General features: G+C 66.1%; 19 protein-coding genes. 11 read left to right on the top strand and 8 right to left on the bottom strand.

The annotated features are described in order from the left end of the window. Positions 1 to 96 precede the first annotated feature (96 nt). Positions 97 to 2,367 (top strand): catalase/peroxidase HPI, encoded by a 2,271-nt coding sequence (katG, locus tag ACWPV3_RS02590; protein ID WP_453976729.1) that lies wholly within the window; start codon positions 97 to 99, stop codon positions 2,365 to 2,367. A gap of 70 nt (positions 2,368 to 2,437) precedes the next feature. On the opposite strand, the gene ACWPV3_RS02585 is transcribed toward katG, so the two are convergent. Beyond that, positions 2,438 to 3,214: a glutaminyl-peptide cyclotransferase gene (locus tag ACWPV3_RS02585; protein WP_453976728.1), complete on the bottom strand. Its 777-nt coding sequence runs from the start codon at positions 3,212 to 3,214 to the stop codon at positions 2,438 to 2,440. 5 nt (positions 3,215 to 3,219) lie between these two features. After that, positions 3,220 to 4,047, bottom strand: coding sequence for a TerC family protein (locus ACWPV3_RS02580; protein ID WP_453976727.1), 828 nt, complete (start codon positions 4,045 to 4,047; stop codon positions 3,220 to 3,222). Positions 4,048 to 4,369: 322 nt separating this feature from the next. Between ACWPV3_RS02580 and ACWPV3_RS02575 the strand changes: the two genes are divergently transcribed. The 5 genes from ACWPV3_RS02575 to ACWPV3_RS02555 all read left to right on the top strand — a co-directional run bounded on the left by ACWPV3_RS02575 (position 4,370) and on the right by ACWPV3_RS02555 (position 9,288). Further along, positions 4,370 to 4,924, top strand: coding sequence for a F0F1 ATP synthase subunit delta (locus tag ACWPV3_RS02575; RefSeq protein WP_453976726.1), 555 nt, complete (start codon positions 4,370 to 4,372; stop codon positions 4,922 to 4,924). Positions 4,925 to 4,996: 72 nt separating this feature from the next. After that, a complete protein-coding gene (atpA, locus tag ACWPV3_RS02570) occupies positions 4,997 to 6,529 on the top strand; it encodes a F0F1 ATP synthase subunit alpha (protein ID WP_312733745.1) in 1,533 nt (510 codons plus the stop codon). 32 nt (positions 6,530 to 6,561) lie between these two features. Beyond that, positions 6,562 to 7,440: a F0F1 ATP synthase subunit gamma gene (locus ACWPV3_RS02565; RefSeq protein ID WP_453976724.1), complete on the top strand. Its 879-nt coding sequence runs from the start codon at positions 6,562 to 6,564 to the stop codon at positions 7,438 to 7,440. Between the two features lie 37 nt (positions 7,441 to 7,477). Continuing rightward, positions 7,478 to 9,013 (top strand): F0F1 ATP synthase subunit beta, encoded by a 1,536-nt coding sequence (gene atpD, locus ACWPV3_RS02560; RefSeq protein WP_409411713.1) that lies wholly within the window; start codon positions 7,478 to 7,480, stop codon positions 9,011 to 9,013. Between the two features lie 2 nt (positions 9,014 to 9,015). Beyond that, on the top strand, positions 9,016 to 9,288 hold the full coding sequence (locus tag ACWPV3_RS02555; RefSeq protein WP_453976723.1) for an ATP synthase F1 subunit epsilon: 273 nt from the start codon (positions 9,016 to 9,018) through the stop codon (positions 9,286 to 9,288). Positions 9,289 to 9,561: 273 nt separating this feature from the next. Here ACWPV3_RS02555 and ACWPV3_RS02550 read toward each other — a convergent pair whose 3' ends face one another. Further along, the gene (locus tag ACWPV3_RS02550) at positions 9,562 to 10,116 is read right to left on the bottom strand and encodes a Panacea domain-containing protein (RefSeq protein WP_453976722.1); all 555 of its coding nucleotides are present in this window, start codon (positions 10,114 to 10,116) and stop codon (positions 9,562 to 9,564) included. 170 nt (positions 10,117 to 10,286) lie between these two features. Here ACWPV3_RS02550 and ACWPV3_RS02545 point away from each other — a divergent pair, with 170 nt between their 5' ends. After that, a complete protein-coding gene (locus tag ACWPV3_RS02545; protein WP_453976721.1) occupies positions 10,287 to 11,420 on the top strand; it encodes a serine hydrolase domain-containing protein in 1,134 nt (377 codons plus the stop codon). Here ACWPV3_RS02545 and rarD read toward each other — a convergent pair. Then, positions 11,417 to 12,337, bottom strand: coding sequence for an EamA family transporter RarD (gene rarD / locus ACWPV3_RS02540; protein ID WP_453976720.1), 921 nt, complete (start codon positions 12,335 to 12,337; stop codon positions 11,417 to 11,419). The two genes, ACWPV3_RS02545 and rarD, sit on opposite strands and share 4 nt — an antisense overlap. A 52-nt stretch (positions 12,338 to 12,389) precedes the next feature. Further along, complete coding sequence (locus tag ACWPV3_RS02535) at positions 12,390 to 13,436, bottom strand: aspartate-semialdehyde dehydrogenase (RefSeq protein WP_292088369.1); 1,047 nt, start codon at positions 13,434 to 13,436, stop codon at positions 12,390 to 12,392. 142 nt (positions 13,437 to 13,578) lie between these two features. Here ACWPV3_RS02535 and zapE point away from each other — a divergent pair, with 142 nt between their 5' ends. Beyond that, positions 13,579 to 14,670: a cell division protein ZapE gene (gene zapE / locus ACWPV3_RS02530; RefSeq protein WP_453976719.1), complete on the top strand. Its 1,092-nt coding sequence runs from the start codon at positions 13,579 to 13,581 to the stop codon at positions 14,668 to 14,670. 34 nt (positions 14,671 to 14,704) lie between these two features. Beyond that, entirely contained in the window at positions 14,705 to 15,217 is a 513-nt protein-coding gene (locus ACWPV3_RS02525; protein WP_453976718.1) for a YbjN domain-containing protein, read from the top strand. A gap of 118 nt (positions 15,218 to 15,335) precedes the next feature. Here the strand turns inward: ACWPV3_RS02525 and mdh are convergent, their stop codons facing one another. Continuing rightward, complete coding sequence (mdh, locus tag ACWPV3_RS02520) at positions 15,336 to 16,298, bottom strand: malate dehydrogenase (protein WP_453976717.1); 963 nt, start codon at positions 16,296 to 16,298, stop codon at positions 15,336 to 15,338. A 117-nt stretch (positions 16,299 to 16,415) separates the two neighbouring features. Here mdh and ACWPV3_RS02515 point away from each other — a divergent pair, with 117 nt between their 5' ends. Continuing rightward, a complete protein-coding gene (locus ACWPV3_RS02515; protein ID WP_453976716.1) occupies positions 16,416 to 16,820 on the top strand; it encodes an HIT family protein in 405 nt (134 codons plus the stop codon). Here ACWPV3_RS02515 and ACWPV3_RS02510 read toward each other — a convergent pair. Continuing rightward, positions 16,813 to 17,649: an aldo/keto reductase gene (locus ACWPV3_RS02510; RefSeq protein ID WP_453976715.1), complete on the bottom strand. Its 837-nt coding sequence runs from the start codon at positions 17,647 to 17,649 to the stop codon at positions 16,813 to 16,815. The genes ACWPV3_RS02515 and ACWPV3_RS02510 overlap by 8 nt on opposite strands. Before the next feature lie 32 nt (positions 17,650 to 17,681). Here ACWPV3_RS02510 and ACWPV3_RS02505 point away from each other — a divergent pair, with 32 nt between their 5' ends. Next, the gene (locus ACWPV3_RS02505; RefSeq protein ID WP_453976713.1) at positions 17,682 to 18,665 is read left to right on the top strand and encodes an alpha/beta fold hydrolase; all 984 of its coding nucleotides are present in this window, start codon (positions 17,682 to 17,684) and stop codon (positions 18,663 to 18,665) included. Here ACWPV3_RS02505 and ACWPV3_RS02500 read toward each other — a convergent pair. Next, entirely contained in the window at positions 18,635 to 18,949 is a 315-nt protein-coding gene (locus ACWPV3_RS02500; RefSeq protein ID WP_292088878.1) for an AprI/Inh family metalloprotease inhibitor, read from the bottom strand. The genes ACWPV3_RS02505 and ACWPV3_RS02500 overlap by 31 nt on opposite strands. Positions 18,950 to 19,000 lie beyond the last annotated feature (51 nt).

Here is a 19,000-nt window from a genome sequence, read left to right as displayed (position 1 = left end):
TTGATCTATCGGGTGGTCTGACGCCAAATGTCCCTGTGACCATCAGGGGCAAGGCCGCGCGACGCCGCGCCGCCCGCCCATCCGGGAGAGACGACCATGACCACCGAAGCCAAATGCCCCTTCTCCGGCCGCAAGAGCGAGCCGGTCGCGGGCGGCGGAACGCAGAACCGCGACTGGTGGCCGGGCCAGCTGCGCACCGATCTGCTGAACCAGCATTCGAACCGCTCCGACCCGCTGGGTCAGGGCTTCAGCTACGCCGAGGCGTTCAAGACGCTGGATTACGAGGCGCTGAAGGCGGACCTGCGGGCTCTGATGACCGATTCCCAGGACTGGTGGCCGGCTGACTTCGGTCACTACGGGCCGCAGTTCGTCCGCATGGCCTGGCACAGCGCCGGCACTTATCGCGTCGGCGACGGGCGGGGCGGCGGCGGCCGGGGCCAGCAGCGGTTCGCGCCGCTGAACTCCTGGCCCGACAACGTCAATATCGACAAGTCGCGCCGCCTGCTGTGGCCGATCAAGCAGAAATACGGCCAGGCCATTTCCTGGGCCGACCTGCTGATCCTGACCGGAAACGTGGCGCTGGAGACGATGGGCTTCCGCACCTTCGGCTTCGCGGGCGGGCGCGAGGATGTCTGGGAGCCGGATCAGGACGTCTATTGGGGGCGCGAAACGACCTGGCTGGGGGGCGACGACCGTTACGCCCATGGATCGGCCGGGGTGGTGAAGCCGGGCGACGAGGCGGTGTTGGTCACTGACGACAGGGCCGATGGCGACGAACATTCGCGCAATCTGGAGAACCCTCTGGCGGCGGTGCAGATGGGGCTGATCTACGTCAATCCCGAAGGGCCGGACGGCAATCCCGACCCGATCGCCGCCGCGCGCGACATCCGCGACACCTTCAAGCGGATGGCCATGAACGACGAGGAGACCGTGGCCCTGATCGCGGGCGGCCATACCTTCGGCAAGACCCACGGCGCCGGGCCGGCCGACAATGTCGGCCCCGAGCCGGAGGCGGAAGGCCTTGAAGCGCAAGGTTTGGGCTGGGCCTCCAGCTTCGGTTCGGGCAAGGCGGGCGACGCCATCACCAGCGGGCTGGAAGTCACCTGGACCCAGACCCCGGCCCAGTGGAGCAACTTCTTCTTCGAGAACCTGTTCGGCTTCGAATGGGAGCTGGAGAAATCCCCGGCCGGCGCGCACCAGTGGGTGGCCAAGGATGCGGGCGACATCATCCCCGACGCCCACGATCCGTCCAGGAAGAAGCGGCCGACCATGCTGACGACCGACCTGTCGCTGCGGTTCGACCCGGAATACGAGAAGATTTCGCGCCGCTTTCTGAACAACCCCCAGGCCTTCGCCGACGCCTTCGCGCGGGCCTGGTTCAAGCTGACGCACCGCGACCTGGGACCACGCTCGCGCTATCTGGGGCCTGAAATCCCGCGCGAGGTGCTGATCTGGCAAGACCCGGTCCCGGCCGTGGATCATCCGCTGATCGATGCGGCGGACGCGGCCGATCTGAAGGTGCGGATCGCCGAGACGGACCTGAGCCCGGCCGAACTGGTCGCCACCGCCTGGGCCTCGGCCTCGACCTTCCGGGGCGGGGACAAGCGCGGCGGGGCGAACGGCGCGCGCATCCGCCTGGCCCCGCAGAAGGACTGGGCCGTCAACGAGCCCGAACGGTTGGACCGCGTGCTGAAGACGCTGGAGCGGGTGCGTTTCGCCTTCAACCAGGACCAGACGGGCGGCAAGGCCGTGTCCCTGGCCGACCTGATCGTTCTGGCCGGAAACCTGGGCGTCGAACAGGCGGCCAGGGCGGCCGGACACGCGGTCGACGTGCCGTTCAACCCCGGCCGGACGGACGCCAGCCAGGCGCAGACGGACATCGAATCCTTCGGTTATCTGGAGCCGGTCGCCGACGGGTTCCGGAACTATCAGAAGGCGCGCTTCAGCGTGCCGGCCGAGGCCCTGCTGATCGACCAGGCCCAACGCCTGACCCTGACGGCGCCGGAGATGACGGTGCTGATCGGCGGCCTGCGCGCCATCAACATCAATGCGGGCGGCGCGACGCACGGCGTGCTGACCGAACGGCCGGGCGTGCTGTCCAACGACGTCTTCGTCAATCTGCTGGACATGGAGGTGAAATGGACCGCGACCTCGGACGCCAAGGATGTGTTCGAAGGCCGCGACCGGCGCACGGGCGAGGCGAAATGGACCGGCACGCGGGTCGATCTGGTGTTCGGCTCCAACGCCGTGCTGCGCGCGCTGGCCGAGGTCTATGCCGGAGCGGACGCCGAAGGAAAGTTCGTCGCGGATTTCGTGGCGGCCTGGACCAAGGTAATGGAGCTGGATCGGTTCGACCTGCGGGGTTGAGCGGACATCCGCCACCCTGTCGTCATTCCGGGTTCGTCCTGCGGACGCCCCGGAATGACGTGGCGGTGAGTTATTTCAGCCTGATCTCGAACAGCTGGGGCCAGCGTTTGCCGGTGACGAACAGGCGTTTGCCGGCGGCGTCCCAGGCGATGCCGTTGGCGACGTCGTCGTTGGGGTCGAGGCCGGCGTCCCGGGGGATCAGGGGGGCGAGGTCGATGAAGGCCTTGACCACGCCGGTTTCGGGATCGATGCGGGCGATGCGGCTGTCCTGCCAGATGTTGGCGAAGACCTCGCCGTCGATCCATTCCAGCTCGTTGATCTGCTCCAGCGGCCGGCCGTCGGCGGTGACGGAGACGCGGCCGGTCTCGGCTAAAGTCTCAGGGTCGAGGAAACGCAGTTGGTCGGTGCCGTCGCTCATGATCAGGCGGCGGCCGTCGGTGGTCAGGGCCCAGCCCTCGCCCGGATAGGAGAAGCCGCCCAGCGGCGAGAAATCGTCCAGCTTCCAGATGAAGCCGATGTGGTTGCGCCAGGTCAGGCTGTAGAGCTTGCCGTTCAGCGTGGTCATGCCCTCGCCGAAATAGATGGTCGGCAGGTCGCGCTGGCGCGCCACGCGGCCGGTCTCCAGATCGATCTTGCGGATGAAGGACGGATAAAGGCCCGTGCTTTCGTAGAGGGCGCCGTCGTGGAAGAAGAGGCCCTCGGTGAAGGCCGTGCGGTCGTGCGGATAGGTGCGTACGACCTCATAGGGCTGGACCGGAACCTCGGCGGCGGCCGGGCCGAACAGACCGCCCGCCGCCAGCAGCAGGCCCGCGACGAGGCCGGCGATGCAGGACGACGGGCGGATCATGGCGCTCAGCCCCGCTCGGCGGCGGCTTCGGCCTCGGCCTTCTGGGCCCGGGCCTCGGCGGCGTTCGCCTCGATGCGGGCCAGCTCGGCCTTTTCCTTCTTGGACGCGGACCGGCGACCCAGCATGTTCAACGCCTCCACCCCGGCCGAGAAGGCCATGGCCGCATAGATGTAGCCCTTGGGCACATGATAGCCGAAACCGTCGGCGATCAAGACCATGCCGATCATCAGGAGGAAGCCGAGCGCCAGCATGACCACGCTGGGGTTTTTGTTGATGAAGTTCGCCAGGGGATCGGCGGCCAGCAGCATCACGGTCACGGCGACCAGGACGGCGACGACCATGATCGGCAGATGCTCGGTCATGCCCACGGCCGTCAGGATCGAATCGATCGAGAAGACGATGTCCAGAAGGATGATCTGGACGATGGCGGCGCCGGCGTTGGCGATGACCACATCCTTCTTGTCCATGACGTCGTGGGTCGGCGTGGGATCGACCGTGTGGTGGATTTCCTTGGTCGCCTTCCAGACGAGGAACAGGCCGCCTGCGATCAGGATCAGGTCCTTCCACGAGAATTCGTTGCCCATGACGGTGAAGACCGGCTGAACCAGGCCCACCAGCCAGGCGATGATCGACAGCAGGGCCAGACGCATGACCAGGGCCAGGCCGATGCCGATGCGCCGCACCTTGGACCGCTGATGCTCGGGCAGTTTGTTCGACAGGATGGAGATGAAGATCAGGTTGTCGATCCCCAGCACCACCTCCATCACGATGAGCGTCACCAAGGCGGCCCAGGCGGCCGGATCGGAGAGAAGCGGAAGTATGCTGTCGAGCATGGAGGGTCCAGTGGGGGCTGAGGCTTGAGCCGAAAGCGCTAGGGCCGCCGACGGTTCCGATCAAGCGGCCGGGTGCGGCGTCATGGTCGCACCCCCTGTCTCTGGCGCGATGCGCGGCGTTATCGCGCAGGTTCGCCGTTCACGGACGCTTCACGCAATGTTGCGACTGGCGAAACCCCGTGCTATCAGGCGCCCGGCTTGAAGGGGGCGTATTCAAGGATACGGCCTCTGTCGTGCTTTCCCTAGGCATTTCAAGCTTTTGACCGTTGTGAGCCTTCGCAGTCGGTCGCGACCCTGACACAACGACCTCGGACCCTAATCAGTGGCTGATGATTTCAGAACGACGGAAGTCGGCGATCGCTACGCACAGGCGCTGTTCGACCTGGCGCTGGAAACCGGCCGCCTGGACGCCGTCCGCGCCGACATCGTCTCGCTGAAGGCCGCCTGGACCGAGAGCGCCGACCTGCGCCGTCTGGCCCGCTCGCCGCTGATTTCGGCCGACGATCAGGGCAAGGGCCTGGTCGCCGTCGCCACGAAGGCCAAGTTCGAGAAGACCACCGCCAACTTCCTGGGCCTTCTGGCCCAGAACGGCCGCGCCAAGGACCTGCCCGCCGTGATCGCGGGCTTCGAGGCGCGCTACGCCAAACACGCGGGCATCGTCGCCGCCGAGGTCGTCTCGGCCCAGCCGCTGGACGCCAAACAGCTGGCCGCGATCAAGACCGCCCTGAACAAGAGCCTGGGCAAGGCGCCGGAGCTGACCGCGCGGGTCGATCCGTCGATCCTGGGCGGCCTGAAGGTCAAGGTGGGGTCGAAGCTGTTCGACGCCTCGCTGAAGACCAAGCTCGACCAGATGAAATTCGCCCTCAAGCGCGCCTGAGCGTTCTGAGCCCCAAAGACTGCAGCGGGTCCGAACGGCTCGCCCCGAAGAAGACCTAGACAGAGAGATCCCATGGACATCCGCGCCGCTGAAATCTCGGCCATCCTCAAGTCGCAGATCGCCAACTTCGGCGTCGAAGCCGACGTTTCCGACGTCGGCAGCGTGCTGTCGGTCGGCGACGGCATCGCCCGCATCCACGGTCTGGACAATGTCCAGGCCGGCGAAATGGTCGAGTTCACCAAGGCCGGCGTGAAGGGCATGGCCCTGAACCTGGAACGCGACAACGTGGGCGCCGTGATCTTCGGCGCCGACGCCGCCATCGCCGAGGGCGACGACGTGCGCCGCCTGGGCGAGATCGTGGACGTGCCGGTGGGCAAGGGCCTGTTGGGCCGCGTCGTCAACCCGCTGGGCGAGCCGATCGACGGCAAGGGCCCGATCCAGTTCACCGAGCGCCGCCGCGTCGACGTCAAGGCGCCGGGCATCATCCCCCGCAAGTCGGTTCACGAGCCGATGCAGACCGGCCTGAAGGCCATCGACACCCTGATCCCCGTCGGCCGCGGCCAGCGCGAGCTGATCATCGGCGACCGTCAGGTCGGCAAGACCGCCGTCGCCATCGACACCATCCTGAACCAGAAGAACGTCAACAAGACCGACGACGAGAGCGCCAAGCTCTACTGCATCTACGTCGCCATCGGTCAGAAGCGTTCGACCGTGGCCCAGATCGTCAAGACGCTCGAGGAGTCCGGCGCGCTGGAATACACCATCGTCGTCGCCGCCACGGCTTCGGAGCCCGCCCCGCTGCAGTTCCTGGCCCCGTTCGCCGGCACCGCCATGGGCGAGTTCTTCCGCGACAACGGCATGCACGCCCTGATCGTCTATGACGACCTGTCCAAACAGGCTGTAGCCTATCGCCAGATGTCGCTGCTGCTGCGCCGTCCGCCCGGCCGCGAAGCCTATCCGGGCGATGTCTTCTACCTGCACAGCCGCCTCCTGGAACGTTCGGCCAAGCTGAACGAGGACTATGGTTCGGGCTCCATGACCGCCCTGCCGATCATCGAAACCCAGGCCAACGACGTGTCGGCCTATATTCCGACCAATGTGATCTCGATCACCGACGGCCAGATCTTCCTGGAATCGGACCTGTTCTATCAGGGCATCCGTCCGGCCGTGAACGTCGGCATCTCGGTGTCTCGCGTCGGCTCCTCGGCCCAGACCAAGGCGATGAAGAAGGTCGCCGGCACCATCAAGGGCGAGCTGGCCCAGTATCGCGAGATGGCCGCCTTCGCCAAGTTCGGCTCGGACCTGGACGCCTCGACCCAGAAGCTGCTGGCACGCGGCGAACGCCTGACCGAGCTGCTGAAGCAGCCCCAGTATTCGCCGCTGGCGATGGAAGAGCAGGTCGTCTCGGTCTACGCTGGCACGCGCGGCTATATCGACGGCATCGCCACGGCGGACGTCGGCCGGTTCGAGAAGGAACTGCTGGCGCGCATCCATGCCAACCACGCCGGCCTGCTGGAAGGCATCCGCGCCAAGAAGGACCTGACGCCCGAGCTGGAAGCCGAGCTGAAGGACATTCTGGCCGCCTTCGTGAAGACCTTCGCCTGAGCCCCTCCGGACAGCTGAGAGAGTAAAGCCGGATGGCCAGCCTCAAGGAAATGCGCAATCGGATCGGAAGCGTGAAAGCCACGCAGAAGATCACGAAAGCCATGCAGATGGTCGCCGCGGCCAAGCTGAAACGAGCCCAGGACCAGGCCGAAAGCGCCCGGCCCTATGCGCAGAAGATGGCCTCGGTCATCGCCAACCTGGCCGCCGGCGTCTCCGGCGCCGACGCGCCGCGCCTTCTGGCCGGCACGGGCGCCGACCAGCGCCACCTGGTCGTGGTGGCGACGGCGGACAAGGGTCTGGCGGGCGGCTTCTCGACCAACGTCATCCGCGCCGCGCGCGAGCGGATCAACAGCCTGATCGCCAACGGCAAGGACGTGAAGATCGTCGCCGTCGGCAAGAAGTCGCGCGATCAGCTGGCGCGTCTGTACGGCGACAAGCTGGTCCGCACCTTCGAACTGTCCGAGCACAAGACGATCGGCCTGCCTTCGGCCCAGCCGATCGCCGAGATGATCGCCACGGCGTTCGAGGACGGTCAGGCGGATGTCGTCACCCTGTTCTACAGCCAGTTCAAGTCGGTGATCGCTCAGGTCCCGACCGCCAAACAGCTGATCCCCGCCGTGGTCGAGGGCGATGCGCAGCCGATCGACCTGAACGGCGCGGTCTATGAGTACGAGCCCTCGGAAGAGGAAATCCTCGAAACCCTGTTGCCGCGCAACCTGACCACCCAGATCCTGGCGGCGCTGTACGAGAACCAGGCGGGCTTCTTCGGCTCGCAGATGGCGGCAATGGACAACGCCACGCGCAACGCCGGCGACCTCATCAACGCCCTGACGCTGCAGTTCAACCGCAAGCGCCAGGCCCAGATCACCACCGAACTGATCGAGATCATCGCCGGCGCCGAAGCCCTCTGATCCCGAACGCCCAGACATTCCGACACGGACCCCAGCCATGACCGACACCGTCGCCCCCAAAAAGCCCGCCGCCAAGAAGCCGGCCGCCAAGAAGGCCGCTCCTGCCGCGGCGCCCGTCAACGCCGCCGCCACGGGCCGCATCGCCCAGGTCATCGGCGCCGTCGTGGACGTGGAGTTCGACGGACACCTGCCGGCGATCCTGAACGCCCTGCACACCCAGAACGTCGACCAGAAGACGGGCGAGCCCTTCACCCTGGTTCTGGAAGTCGCCCAGCACCTGGGTGAGAACATGGTCCGCACCATCGCCATGGACACGACCGAGGGCCTGACGCGCGGCCAGGCCGTGACGGACACGGGTTCCTCGATCCAGGCCCCGGTCGGCCCCGGCACCCTGGGCCGGATCATGAACGTGGTCGGCCAGCCGATCGACGAAGCCGGTCCGATCAAGACGACCGAATACCGCCCGATCCACAAGGATGCGCCCAGCTTCGAGGAACAGTCGACCTCGTCGGAAATCCTGGTCACGGGCATCAAGGTCATCGACCTGATGTGCCCCTACACCAAGGGCGGCAAGATCGGCCTGTTCGGCGGCGCCGGCGTGGGCAAGACCGTGACCATGCAGGAGCTGATCAACAACATCGCCAAGGCTTACGGCGGTTATTCGGTTCTGGCCGGCGTGGGCGAACGCACCCGCGAAGGCAACGACCTGTATCACGAGATGATCGAGTCCAACGTGAACGTGGACCCGTCCAAGAACGACGGCTCGACCGAAGGCTCCAAGTGCGCCCTGGTCTATGGCCAGATGAACGAACCGCCCGGCGCCCGCGCTCGCGTCGCCCTGACCGGCCTGTCGATCGCGGAATATTTCCGTGACGAGGAAGGCAAGGACGTGCTGCTGTTCGTCGACAACATCTTCCGCTTCACCCAGGCCGGTTCGGAAGTGTCGGCGCTTCTGGGCCGCATCCCCTCGGCGGTGGGCTATCAGCCGACGCTGGCCACCGAGATGGGCAACCTGCAGGAGCGCATCACCTCGACCAAGAAGGGTTCGATCACCTCGGTCCAGGCCATCTACGTGCCCGCCGACGACCTGACCGACCCGGCGCCCGCCGCCTCCTTCGCCCACCTGGACGCGACGACCGTTCTGAGCCGCGACATCGCCGCCCAGGCCATCTTCCCCGCCGTCGATCCGCTGGACTCGACCTCGCGGATCATGGACCCGCTGATCATCGGCGAAGAACACTACAACGTCGCCCGTTCGGTTCAGGAAGTCCTGCAGCAGTACAAGGGCCTGAAGGACATCATCGCCATCCTGGGCATGGACGAGCTGTCGGAAGAGGACAAGCTGATTGTCTCGCGCGCCCGCAAGATCCAGCGCTTCCTGTCCCAGCCCTTCTTCGTGGCCGAACAGTTCACCAACTCGCCCGGCAAGTTCGTCGAGCTGGCCGACACGATCCGCAGCTTCAAGGGCATCGTCGCCGGTGAATACGACCACCTGCCGGAAGCCGCCTTCTACATGGTCGGTTCGATCGAGGAGGCCGTGGCCAAGGCCGAGAAGATGGCGGCGGAAGCCTGATCATGGCCGGCAAGCTGAACTTCTCCCTCGTCTCGCCGGAACGCGAGGTCTTTTCGGGCCTCGTGGACCAGGTGGACGCGCCGGGCGTCGAGGGCGACTTCGGCGTGTTGCCGGACCATGCGCCCTTCATGACCGCCCTGCGCGAAGGCGTGGTCACGGTCTATAACGGCGGGGCCAAGACCCAGTACGATGTCCACGGCGGCTTCGCCGACGTCAACGGCGAAGGCCTGACCATCCTGGCCGAGCAGGCAGTGGAACTGCAGATTAATGCTTAACGGACAGCGAGCGTCCAGAAATGGATGCTCCGCTTTTCGTCATTGATCTCAATGAGTACCCTTAGGCCCGGAAACCGGGCCATCTTCGGTGTAAGCGTCAATCTCAGATGTCGCTCCGCGAACGCGGGGGATGGTTCACTCTCTTCCCAAGGTGTGCGTTCCAATGACCATTCCAGAAGGTCATAGGCATCAGTGATCGCTGGATAGCTACGCTCCAGTGCGAAGTAGCTCGCCTCGAATAATTCCGAGTGAGTTATCGAATAAGGAGGTTTCTCACCAGGGGCTCGCAACCGCATGCTGACGCGCCGAATCAATCGCCCAATCGCGATCTGATTCCGTAGCCTCGTCTGGCACGAGCTTCAATGCCGTGAAATACGGGATTACTTCGCCCATTCTCGCAGCTTCCCAAGCGGCATTATGGCTGAGATCGCTAATTTCTTTAGCTGACTTGCCCTTCACAAAATCAGCCACATCTCGGAGCAGGCGCTCCTCAGCCTCGCTTAAGCGGGTGCGCATATATGGTCGTCGAGCTATGTAACTCTTCTTAGGGTAGCCGTAATGCGCTGTTTCGGAGACACAAATTCGGCCATCCGCTTCGAGCTCTCTAGTCGCTATCGTTAAATGACGAGCGGTAGGGCCAAATTTCTGCTTGAGGTACTCAACGCCCGTGATCGGCCTACCTTCTTGCAGATAAGCCAGCATATCCGCAAAATAAAGCATCTTGTGCAACTTAACGTTGCCTAGTTCGTCGGCGTCGCAATAGGACGCAAGGAGCCATATGGCGTCCTTGAACTTCTCTCGATCAAACTGTGGCTGATGGCTTCGCAAGGCATGTAGCTCCGAATCAGAGTTGAATCTTCGGGACTCGGAGGGTCAAGGGGAACAAAACAAGAACTATAATCGAGCTTGTATCATTGTCCGAGGAGGCAGTCAATTTGATGGCTCATCATGAAAGTTGCGCGATGGCGCTGTTGCTTCTTGAACGCTAGGACCGGCTCATGACCGATTCCATAGACATTCACGGCGTCTGCGCCCCCGGCTTCGAGGCCGTGCGCGAAGCGTTCGCCGCCAATTTCACCGAGGCGCCCGAGGGGCTGGACGAACAGGCGGCGCGGTTCAGCGTGCTGGTCGAGGGGGAGGCGGTGGTCGATCTCTGGGCCGGATACGCCGACACGGCGCGTACGACCCCGTTCACCGACATGGCCCTGACGCCGGTGTTCTCGACCGGCAAGGCGGTGATGGCCATCCTGATGGCGACGGCGGTCGAGGCGGGGCAGGTCGACTACGACCAGCCGGTCGCGGACCTGTGGCCCGAGTTCGGGGCGGCTGGCAAGCAGGCCGTGACCGTCGCCCAGCTGATGAGCCATCAGGCGGGTCTGCCGGGCTTTTCGGAAGCGGTCGATCCGGCCCTGTGGTTCGATCCCCAGGCGGTGCTGGCGCGGTTGGCGGCCCAGGCGCCGATGTGGGCGCCGGGAACGGCGTCCGGCTATCATCCCGTCACGGTCGGCTATCTGGCCAACGAGGTCTATCGCCGGGCGACAGGGCGGACCATGGGGCAGGCGCTGCGTCAGGACTTCGACGATCTGGACCTGTGGATCGGCCTGCCGGAAAGCGAACACGGGCGCGTCGCCCAGATGCGGAAGCCGACCGCGGCGCCCAGCCTGGGAACCATCGATCCGATCAAACAGGCCGCCTTCCTGGATCGCGGCTCGGCGCCCGGCGGGCGGGGTTCGGCCGAGTGGCGCAAGATGGAAATCCCCTCGGCCAATCTGCACGGCACGGCCCTGGGGCTGGCGCGGATATTGGGCGTGGTGGCGAACGGCGGCGCGCTTGACGGCCGGTCGGTGCTTTCGACGAGCACGCTGGAGCAGCTGACACGCGAACGCATCCATGGGCCGGACAAGGTGCTGCCCTATACGATCAGCTGGGCGGCGGGCCTGATGCGGAACGACGGCCTGGGCGTGTTCGGGCCGGACGAGGCGTGGGGCCATTACGGCTGGGGCGGGTCGATGGCCATGGCCGATCCGCCGCGCCGCCTGTCGGCCGCCTATGTGATGACGCGCCAGTCGCCCCACCTGATCGGCGATCCGCGCCCCCGGCGCCTGCTGGAGGCGTTGTACGCGGCGCTCTAGACCGTCTCGGCCATACGAACCGCCGCGCGGGCGGCGCGGCTGCGTTTGAAGGCGGCGATGGCGAAGACGGCGGCCCCGGCCCAGATGAAGACGAAAGACAGCACCCGCAGCGGCGTCAGATGCTCGCCCGCCCACAGGCCGCAGGCGAACTGAAGCGTCGGCGCCAGAAACTGCAGGAAGCCGACCGTCGACAGCGGCAGGCGCCGCGTCGACCAGGCGAACAGGGCCAGGGGAATGACCGTCGCCGGGCCGTTGAACAGGGCCCAGGCCAGGCCAGAGGGCGAGGAGAAGCCGACCGCCTGTCCATGCATGGCCAACCAGATCAGGAAGACGCCGCCGATGGGCAGCAGCACCAGACATTCGACCAGCAGCCCCGTCTGGGCCGAGGCGGGCACGCGTTTGCGGATGACCGCATAGGAACAGAAGGTCAGGGCCAGGAGCAGGCCGATGATCGGCACATGGCCCAGGGCGAGGGTCTGGATGACCACGCCGACAGCGGCCAGACCGATGGCGACGGCGCTCCAGCGGTCGATCTTTTCACGGAACAGCACCGCCCCCGCCGCCATGTTCAGCAACGGATTGATGTAATAGCCCAGGCTGGCTTCCAGGGTCGCATGGTGGGTGGTGGCGTAGACGTAGATGCTCCAGTTGGCGCCGATCAGCAGGGCCGAAAGGATCAGCCAGCCGAAGACGCGCGGCGAGGCCAGGACATGTTTGAACTCGTTCCACTGACCCGCCAACAGAACCACGGGGATGGCGACGAACAGAGACCAGACGGCGCGGTGCGCCAGGATCTCGGGCGCGGCGAACCCGTGCGCCGCCATGGCCATGAACAGCAGGGGCAGGACGCCCCACAGGGTGTAGCAGGCGATGGCGGTGGCGACCGCCCGACCGTCGGCCGAAGGCGACGAGGACATCGGTGAGTTCCTTGGTCCGCCGGACGGAGGAGCGCCCGGCGGTCTATGGGGATCAGACGGTGATAGAACGATAGCCGGACGAGGACTTGATCACGCCCGTCTCGTCCAGCAGCTGGGCGATCTGGACGGCGTTCAGGGCCGCGCCCTTGCGCAGATTGTCCGACACGACCCACAGGTTCAGGCCGTGCTGGACGGTCGGGTCCTTGCGGATGCGGCTGACATAGACCGCGAACTCGCCGGCGGCGTCGACCGGGGTGATATAGCCGTCGTGCTCCTGCTTATCGACCACCAGCACGCCCGGCGCGTCGCGCAGGACGGCGCGGGCCTCGTCGGGCTCGATCGGACGGTCGAACTCGATGTTCACGGCTTCGGAGTGACCGACGAAGACCGGCACGCGCACGCAGGTGACGGTCAGCTTGATGTTCGGATCGAGCATCTTGTGCGTCTCTTTCCACATCTTGGTCTCCTCGTCGGTGGAGCCGTCGTCGTTGAAGGCGCCGATGAAGGGGATGACGTTGAAAGCGATCTGTTTGGGGAATTTCTTCGGCGTGGCGTCGCCCAGCCCGTAGATGGCCTTGGTCTGGTTCCACAGTTCGTCCATGCCTTCCTTGCCGGCGCCGGACACCGACTGATAGGTCGAGACCACCACCCGCTTGATCTTGGCCGCGTCGTGCAACGGCTTCAGCGCCGTGACCAGCTGGATGGTCGAGCAGTTGGGGTTGGCGATGATGTTCTTCTTCCTGGCGTCCTTGACGGCGTCGGGGTTCACCTCGGGCACGATCAGCGGCACGTCCGGGTCCATGCGCCAGGCCGAGGAGTTGTCGATGACGATGGGGCCGGCCTTGCCGATCTTTTCGGACCATTCCCGGGACACGGCGCCGCCCGCCGACATCAGGACGATGTCGACCTTGGAGAAGTCGAACTGTTCGATGTCCTGGCATTTGACGGTCCTGTCGCCGAATGACACCTCCACCCCCTTGGACTTGCGCGAGGCGATGGCGTGCAGTTCGTCGACGGGGAAGTTCACCTCCTCCAGGATGTTCAGCATCTCGCGGCCCACATTGCCCGTGGCCCCGACGACAGCGACGCGATAACCCATTTTTTCTTGTCCTTCGGACGCGCTACCGCTCGGCCCACGGGGCCTCGCTGCTTGAGCGCATTGTAGTGATGGCCCTGCAAATAGGCGTTCAGGGCTGTGAAGCAATCGCTTTTCGCTGGAGGGAGCGTTAAGCAACGCTCCCATGACCTCCCGTATCCGCAACGCCTACGACATCCGCGTGGAAGAGGGGGTGCTGACGCCCGATCCGGCCCAGCAGCAGGTGATCGCCGCCTTGGAGCGGCTGGAGACCGACCTGGCGAAAAAGGGACTGTTCGGGCGCGCGCCGGAGGTGCGGGGCGTCTATCTCTACGGCCCGCCGGGACGCGGCAAGTCGATGCTGATGGACCTGTTCTATTCGGCGACGCCCGAACCGCGGAAGATGCGCGCCCATTTCCACGCCTTCATGGCCCGCATCCACGACCTGGTGAAACAGTGGCGCGAGGGGGACGCGAAGACCAGGAAGGCCGTGTTCGGCACGCACAAGGGCGATGACCCCATTCCGCCCATCGCCAGGCTGATCGCCTCGGAAGCGCGGCTCTTGTGTTTCGACGAGCTTCAGGTGACGGATATCGCCGACGCCATGATCCTGGGGCGGCTGTTCGAGGCCCTGTTCGAGGATCGGGTGGTGCTGGCCATCACCTCGAACCGGGCGCCGGAGGACCTGTACAAGAACGGCATCAACCGGCAGCTTTTCCTGCCCTTCATCGACATCATCCGCGACCGCTGCGAGGTGGTGGAGACGGCGGGCGCGCGCGACTGGCGGCTGGACCGGATGACCTCGGCCCAGGTGTGGCACACGCCCGACGACCGGGCGGCGTTCGAGAACCTGTGGCGCGAACTGAAGGGGGGAGAGCCGGAAGAACCCGCGCACCTGACCGTGCTGGGCCGCGACGTGGTGATCGAACGCACGGTCGGGTCCATGGCCCGCGCGACGTTCGACGAGCTGTGCGCCCGGCCGCTGGGGCCGCAGGACTATCTGGCCATCGCCCAGCGGTTCCACACCCTGTTCCTGGAGGACGTGCCGATCCTGAGTGCGGCCAACCACCAGGAGGCGCGGCGGCTGGTGACGCTGGTGGATGCCCTGTACGAGGCCAGGACCAAGCTGATCGTGCTGGCGGCGGCCAAGCCGGAGGCCCTCTATACCGAAGGGGTGGGGGCGTTCGAGTTCGAACGCACCGTGTCGCGCTTCAACGAGATGCAGAGCAAGGACTGGCTGGCGCACGTCCGCGAGTGACCGCTAGGGTGGGGCAGACCTTCGGAGAGTTTCCATGCGCCGCCTCGCCCTTGCCGCCGCTGTTGTTCTGACCCTGTCGCCGCCGACGGCGGGGACGGCCTTTGCCCAGACGGCGGCCCAGACGGCGCCGGCGCCGGCCGGTCGCGGTCTGACGCCGGCCGAGGTCGGGACCTGGATCACCGGTCTGGGCGGCCGGGTCGGGCCGGTGCAGAGCGAGAACGGCCTGACCTTCTTTATCGTGACCAATGCGGGCCTGACCTGGGCGGTGTTCTTCTATGGCTGCGAGGCGGACGCCTGCGGCGAGGTGCAGTTCAGCGCCGTCGTGGCGGAGGCGGGTGCGACGCCGGACAAGGTGAACGCCTGGAACCGCGAGAACCGCTATCTGAAGGCCTTTCACACCGCCGGAGAAACGCCGACCGCCACGGTGCAGTACGACCTGATCCTGACGCCCGGCGCGGGCGTCGCCCAGCTGGCCGACCCCCTGGCGGTCTGGCTGCAACTGCTGCCCCGGTTCGCGGCGGCGATGGGCTATTCGCCGCCGGCCTGACCGCGTGGGGCGCGCCGCAAGGAAAAGGGCCGCAGATTGCTCCACGGCCCTTCCGTATAGATCAAAGCGCTCAAGCAGCGCGGCTCCGCGAGCCGCGCGATAGCGCCCTTCGCTGGCATTAAGCCAGCGAGGAATCGATGTCCTTGCAGGCTTGCAGCAGGCCCTGGACCGAGGCGACGGACTTTTCGAACATCGCCTTTTCCTCGTCGTTGGTGGTGAACTCGACAACCTTTTCGACGCCGTTCGCGCCAATCAGGGCGGGGACGCCGACGTAGAGGTCCGACAGGCCGTATTCGCCCGACAGCCAGACGGCACAGGGCAGGACGCGCTTCTGGTCCAGCAGGTAGGACTTGGCCATGGCGATGGCGGATTCGGCCGGGGCGTAGAAGGCCGAGCCGGTCTTCAGCAGGGCCACGATCTCGCCGCCGCCCTTGCGGGTGCGGTCCACGATGGCGTCCAGATCGTCCTGCGACAGGAAGCCGGCCTTGACGGCGTCCGGCAGGGGCAGGCCGCCGACGGTCGAGTGACGCACCATCGGCACCATGTCGTCGCCGTGACCGCCCAGGGTCCAGGCGTGGATGTCCTGAACCGACACGCCGGTCTTTTCAGCCAGGAAGTAGGCGAAGCGGGCCGAGTCCAGCACGCCGGCCATGCCGACGACCTTCTCCTTGGGCAGGCCCGAGAACTTCTGCAGGGCCCAGACCATGGCGTCGAGCGGGTTGGTGATGCAGATGACGAAGGCGTTGGGGGCGTGGGCCTTGATGCCTTCGCCGACGGCCTTCATGACCTTCAGATTGATGCCGATCAGGTCGTCGCGGCTCATGCCAGGCTTGCGCGGCACGCCGGCGGTGACGATGCAGACGTCGGCGCCCGCGATGTCGGCATAGTCGTTGGCGCCCTTCAGGGCCACGTCCTGGCCGAAGACGGCCGAGGCCTCGGCGATGTCCAAGGCCTTGCCTTGGGGCGTGCCCTCGGCGATGTCGAACAGGATCACGTCGCCCAGGGCTTCGCGCGCGGCCACGTGGGCCAGGGTTCCGCCGATCATGCCGGCGCCGATAAGGGCGATCTTCGCGCGAGCCATGGATGTCTCCGTCTGTGTGCGTGTGCGAAAAGGATAAATCGTGGCGGCGGTCTAGACCCGCATTCGCCGCGCTGCAAGGCTGGGCGCCGTCCGTCCAGACGCGCGCCAGGAGTTCGAATGTCCCAGTTTCGTCCTGACCCCGCCTTCGAGGCCGGATCGGTCGCCGCCGCCGAATGGCCCCTGTGCCATGTGCGGCTTCAGGACGATGCGCGGTTTCCGTGGCTGATCCTGATTCCACGCGTCGAAGGAGCCGTGGAACTTGCGGATCTGAGCGCCGAACAGCGGGCGACGCTGATGGAGGAGACGGTGCGGGCGGGCGATCTGGTCCGGCGCCTGGGGCCGGTCGAAAAGCTGAACGTCGGCGCCATAGGCAATGTGACGTCGCAGCTACACGTCCATGTGGTGGGCCGTCGCCGCGACGACGGCCTGTGGCCGGACCCGGTCTGGGGACGCGGCCCGGCGGTTCCGTATGATCCAGCCGAACGCGCGCGTCTTCTGGAGAAGATCGCGGGGGCTAGATGATGTCCAGCGGGGTTTCCTGCGTCGGGGGCGGGAAGGCGCGGTCCAGCCGTTCCAGATCCTCCAGGTCGAACTGGACCTCCAGGGCGTCGGCGTTGGCCTGGACGTGTTCGACCGAACTGGCCTTGGGGATGGCGATGACGCCATCGTGGCGCAGCACCGCAGCCAGGGCGACCTGGGCGGGTTCCGCGCCGTGGCGGTTGGCGATGTCCAGGATCAGCGGGTGCTCCAGAAGCCCCCCGCGCCCCAGCGGGGAATAGGCCATCATCGGCATGTCGCGCGCCTGCATCCACGGCAGCAGGTCGAACTCCACCCCGCGCGAACCGAGATTATAGAGCAACTGGTTGGCGGCGCAGTCTTCGCCGCCCTCGATCTGCATCAGGGCTTCCATGGCGCGCAGATCCAGATTGGACACGCCCCAGCGGGCGATCATCCCCTCGTCCACCAGTTCCTGGAAGGCGGCGACCGTCTCCTCCAGCGGCACGCGGCCTTCCCAGTGCAGCAGATAGAGGTCCAGCCGCTCGACGCCCAGCCGCTCCAGCGACTTCTCGCACGACAGCATCATCTTCATTTCCGAGGCGTTCTCGGGCTTGACCTTGGAGACGATGAAGACCTCGTCGCGGCGCCCGGCGATGACCTCGCCCACCAGGCGCTCGGAGCGGCCGTCGCCATACAGTTCGGCCGTGTCGATCAGGCTCATGCCCAGGTCGATGCCGCGCGCCAGGGCCTGCTGCTGTTCGTCGCGCCAAGCGGGGTCGTCGCCCAGCTCCCAGGTCCCTTGGCCCAGGGCGGGAACGGTCGTACCGTCGGCGAAGGTGACGAGGCGGGTCATGGCTTTGTCCAAATGCGCGTCGCGGAGGGAAGATGCAGTCGCGCCTTATCAAGACCGACGGCCTGAACCAACAGGTGCTGGAAGCGGGCGAGGGGCCTCTGGCCCTGCTGATCCACGGCTTTCCCGAACTGGGGATCAGCTGGCGCGCCCAGGTCGAGGCCCTGTCGCGGGCCGGCTATCACGTGGCGGCGCCGGATATGCGCGGCTATGGCGGCACGGACAAGCCCCGGGGGGTGGAGGCCTATTCCATCCTGAACCTGGTCGGCGACATGGTCGATCTGGTCCGGGCGCTGGGGGCCGAGACGTGCGTGGTCGTGGGCCACGACTGGGGGGCTCCGGTCGCCTGGCATTGCGCCCTGCTGCGGCCGGATGTCTTCAAGGCGGTGGCCGGCCTGTCGGTGCCGTTCCAACCGCGCCGTATCAAGGGGCCGCCCACCGCCGCCATGGCGGCGATCTCGAAGCGGGCGGGCCTGGGCGACCTCTACATCAATCGGTTTCAAGATCCGGGCGCGCACCGGGCGCTGGACGCCGACCCGGCCGCGACCCTGCGAAAACTGTTCTGGGCCTATGACGGCGCCACGCCGGCCGAGAAACGCGCCACCGGCTTCATGCCCGAAGGCGTCGATCTGCTGGACGCCATCGACGCCGCCGCGACCTTGCCGCCCTGGATGAACGCGGCGCATTTCGCCGAATATGTGCAGGCCTTCGCGCAGGGAGGCTTCGAGGCGCCGCTGAACTGGTATCGGGCGCTGGATCGGAACTGGGCCCTGACGGCCTTCCTTCAGAACCAGCGGATCACATCGCCCGCCCTGTTCGTGGTGGGCGAGGACGACCCCGTGCGCCACTACGCCGGCGGCCATGAGGCGGGATTGAAGGACTGGGTTCCCAATCTGACGCGTTCGGTCGTCGTGCCGGGCGCGGGCCACTGGATACAGCAAGAGCGGTCGGAGACGGTGAACGCCCTGCTGATCGAGTTTCTGGCGGATCAGGCCATCGGGGCGCGATCCAGGCGGTAGGTCTGCTCCGAGGCGTCCTTTCCTTCGAACCGATCGACATCGATTCGGTGGAAACGGATGAGAACCTCGTTCCCCTTGGTCAGGAGGTCGAACCCGTTCGGTGTGATGCGCCAAGACGTGGCCGAGGCGACGATGGAAGGCGCGCAACGGGTGACAGACGCGGGAAGGCGGTCAGCCTGGAGTATGGGGTCGAGGGTCAGACGACACGAGGTCGGCGCTCCGGAACCGCTGACCTGCCAGTAGCCGAAGACATCTTCCACCGACAGTGAGGCGGTGACGGGCATTGCAACCTCCTTGGCGCCGCAGGCGCTTGTGGCGAACACAGCCGAGATCAT

This window comes from Brevundimonas sp. Marseille-Q4549, assembly GCF_976940555.1.
The sequence above is the reverse complement of the archived record's forward strand: the minus strand, read 5'-3'. Positions and strand labels throughout refer to the sequence as shown.

Coding starts and splice junctions, on each gene's coding strand:
- katG (WP_453976729.1), top strand. CDS start 97: ATGACCACCGAAGCCAAATGCCCCTTCTCCGGCCGCAAGAGCGAGCCG.
- ACWPV3_RS02585 (WP_453976728.1), bottom strand. CDS start 3,214: ATGATCCGCCCGTCGTCCTGCATCGCCGGCCTCGTCGCGGGCCTGCTG.
- ACWPV3_RS02580 (WP_453976727.1), bottom strand. CDS start 4,047: ATGCTCGACAGCATACTTCCGCTTCTCTCCGATCCGGCCGCCTGGGCC.
- atpA (WP_312733745.1), top strand. CDS start 4,997: ATGGACATCCGCGCCGCTGAAATCTCGGCCATCCTCAAGTCGCAGATC.
- ACWPV3_RS02565 (WP_453976724.1), top strand. CDS start 6,562: ATGGCCAGCCTCAAGGAAATGCGCAATCGGATCGGAAGCGTGAAAGCC.
- atpD (WP_409411713.1), top strand. CDS start 7,478: ATGACCGACACCGTCGCCCCCAAAAAGCCCGCCGCCAAGAAGCCGGCC.
- ACWPV3_RS02555 (WP_453976723.1), top strand. CDS start 9,016: ATGGCCGGCAAGCTGAACTTCTCCCTCGTCTCGCCGGAACGCGAGGTC.
- ACWPV3_RS02545 (WP_453976721.1), top strand. CDS start 10,287: ATGACCGATTCCATAGACATTCACGGCGTCTGCGCCCCCGGCTTCGAG.
- rarD (WP_453976720.1), bottom strand. CDS start 12,337: ATGTCCTCGTCGCCTTCGGCCGACGGTCGGGCGGTCGCCACCGCCATC.
- ACWPV3_RS02535 (WP_292088369.1), bottom strand. CDS start 13,436: ATGGGTTATCGCGTCGCTGTCGTCGGGGCCACGGGCAATGTGGGCCGC.
- zapE (WP_453976719.1), top strand. CDS start 13,579: ATGACCTCCCGTATCCGCAACGCCTACGACATCCGCGTGGAAGAGGGG.
- ACWPV3_RS02525 (WP_453976718.1), top strand. CDS start 14,705: ATGCGCCGCCTCGCCCTTGCCGCCGCTGTTGTTCTGACCCTGTCGCCG.
- mdh (WP_453976717.1), bottom strand. CDS start 16,298: ATGGCTCGCGCGAAGATCGCCCTTATCGGCGCCGGCATGATCGGCGGA.
- ACWPV3_RS02515 (WP_453976716.1), top strand. CDS start 16,416: ATGTCCCAGTTTCGTCCTGACCCCGCCTTCGAGGCCGGATCGGTCGCC.
- ACWPV3_RS02510 (WP_453976715.1), bottom strand. CDS start 17,649: ATGACCCGCCTCGTCACCTTCGCCGACGGTACGACCGTTCCCGCCCTG.
- ACWPV3_RS02505 (WP_453976713.1), top strand. CDS start 17,682: ATGCAGTCGCGCCTTATCAAGACCGACGGCCTGAACCAACAGGTGCTG.
- ACWPV3_RS02500 (WP_292088878.1), bottom strand. CDS start 18,949: ATGCCCGTCACCGCCTCACTGTCGGTGGAAGATGTCTTCGGCTACTGG.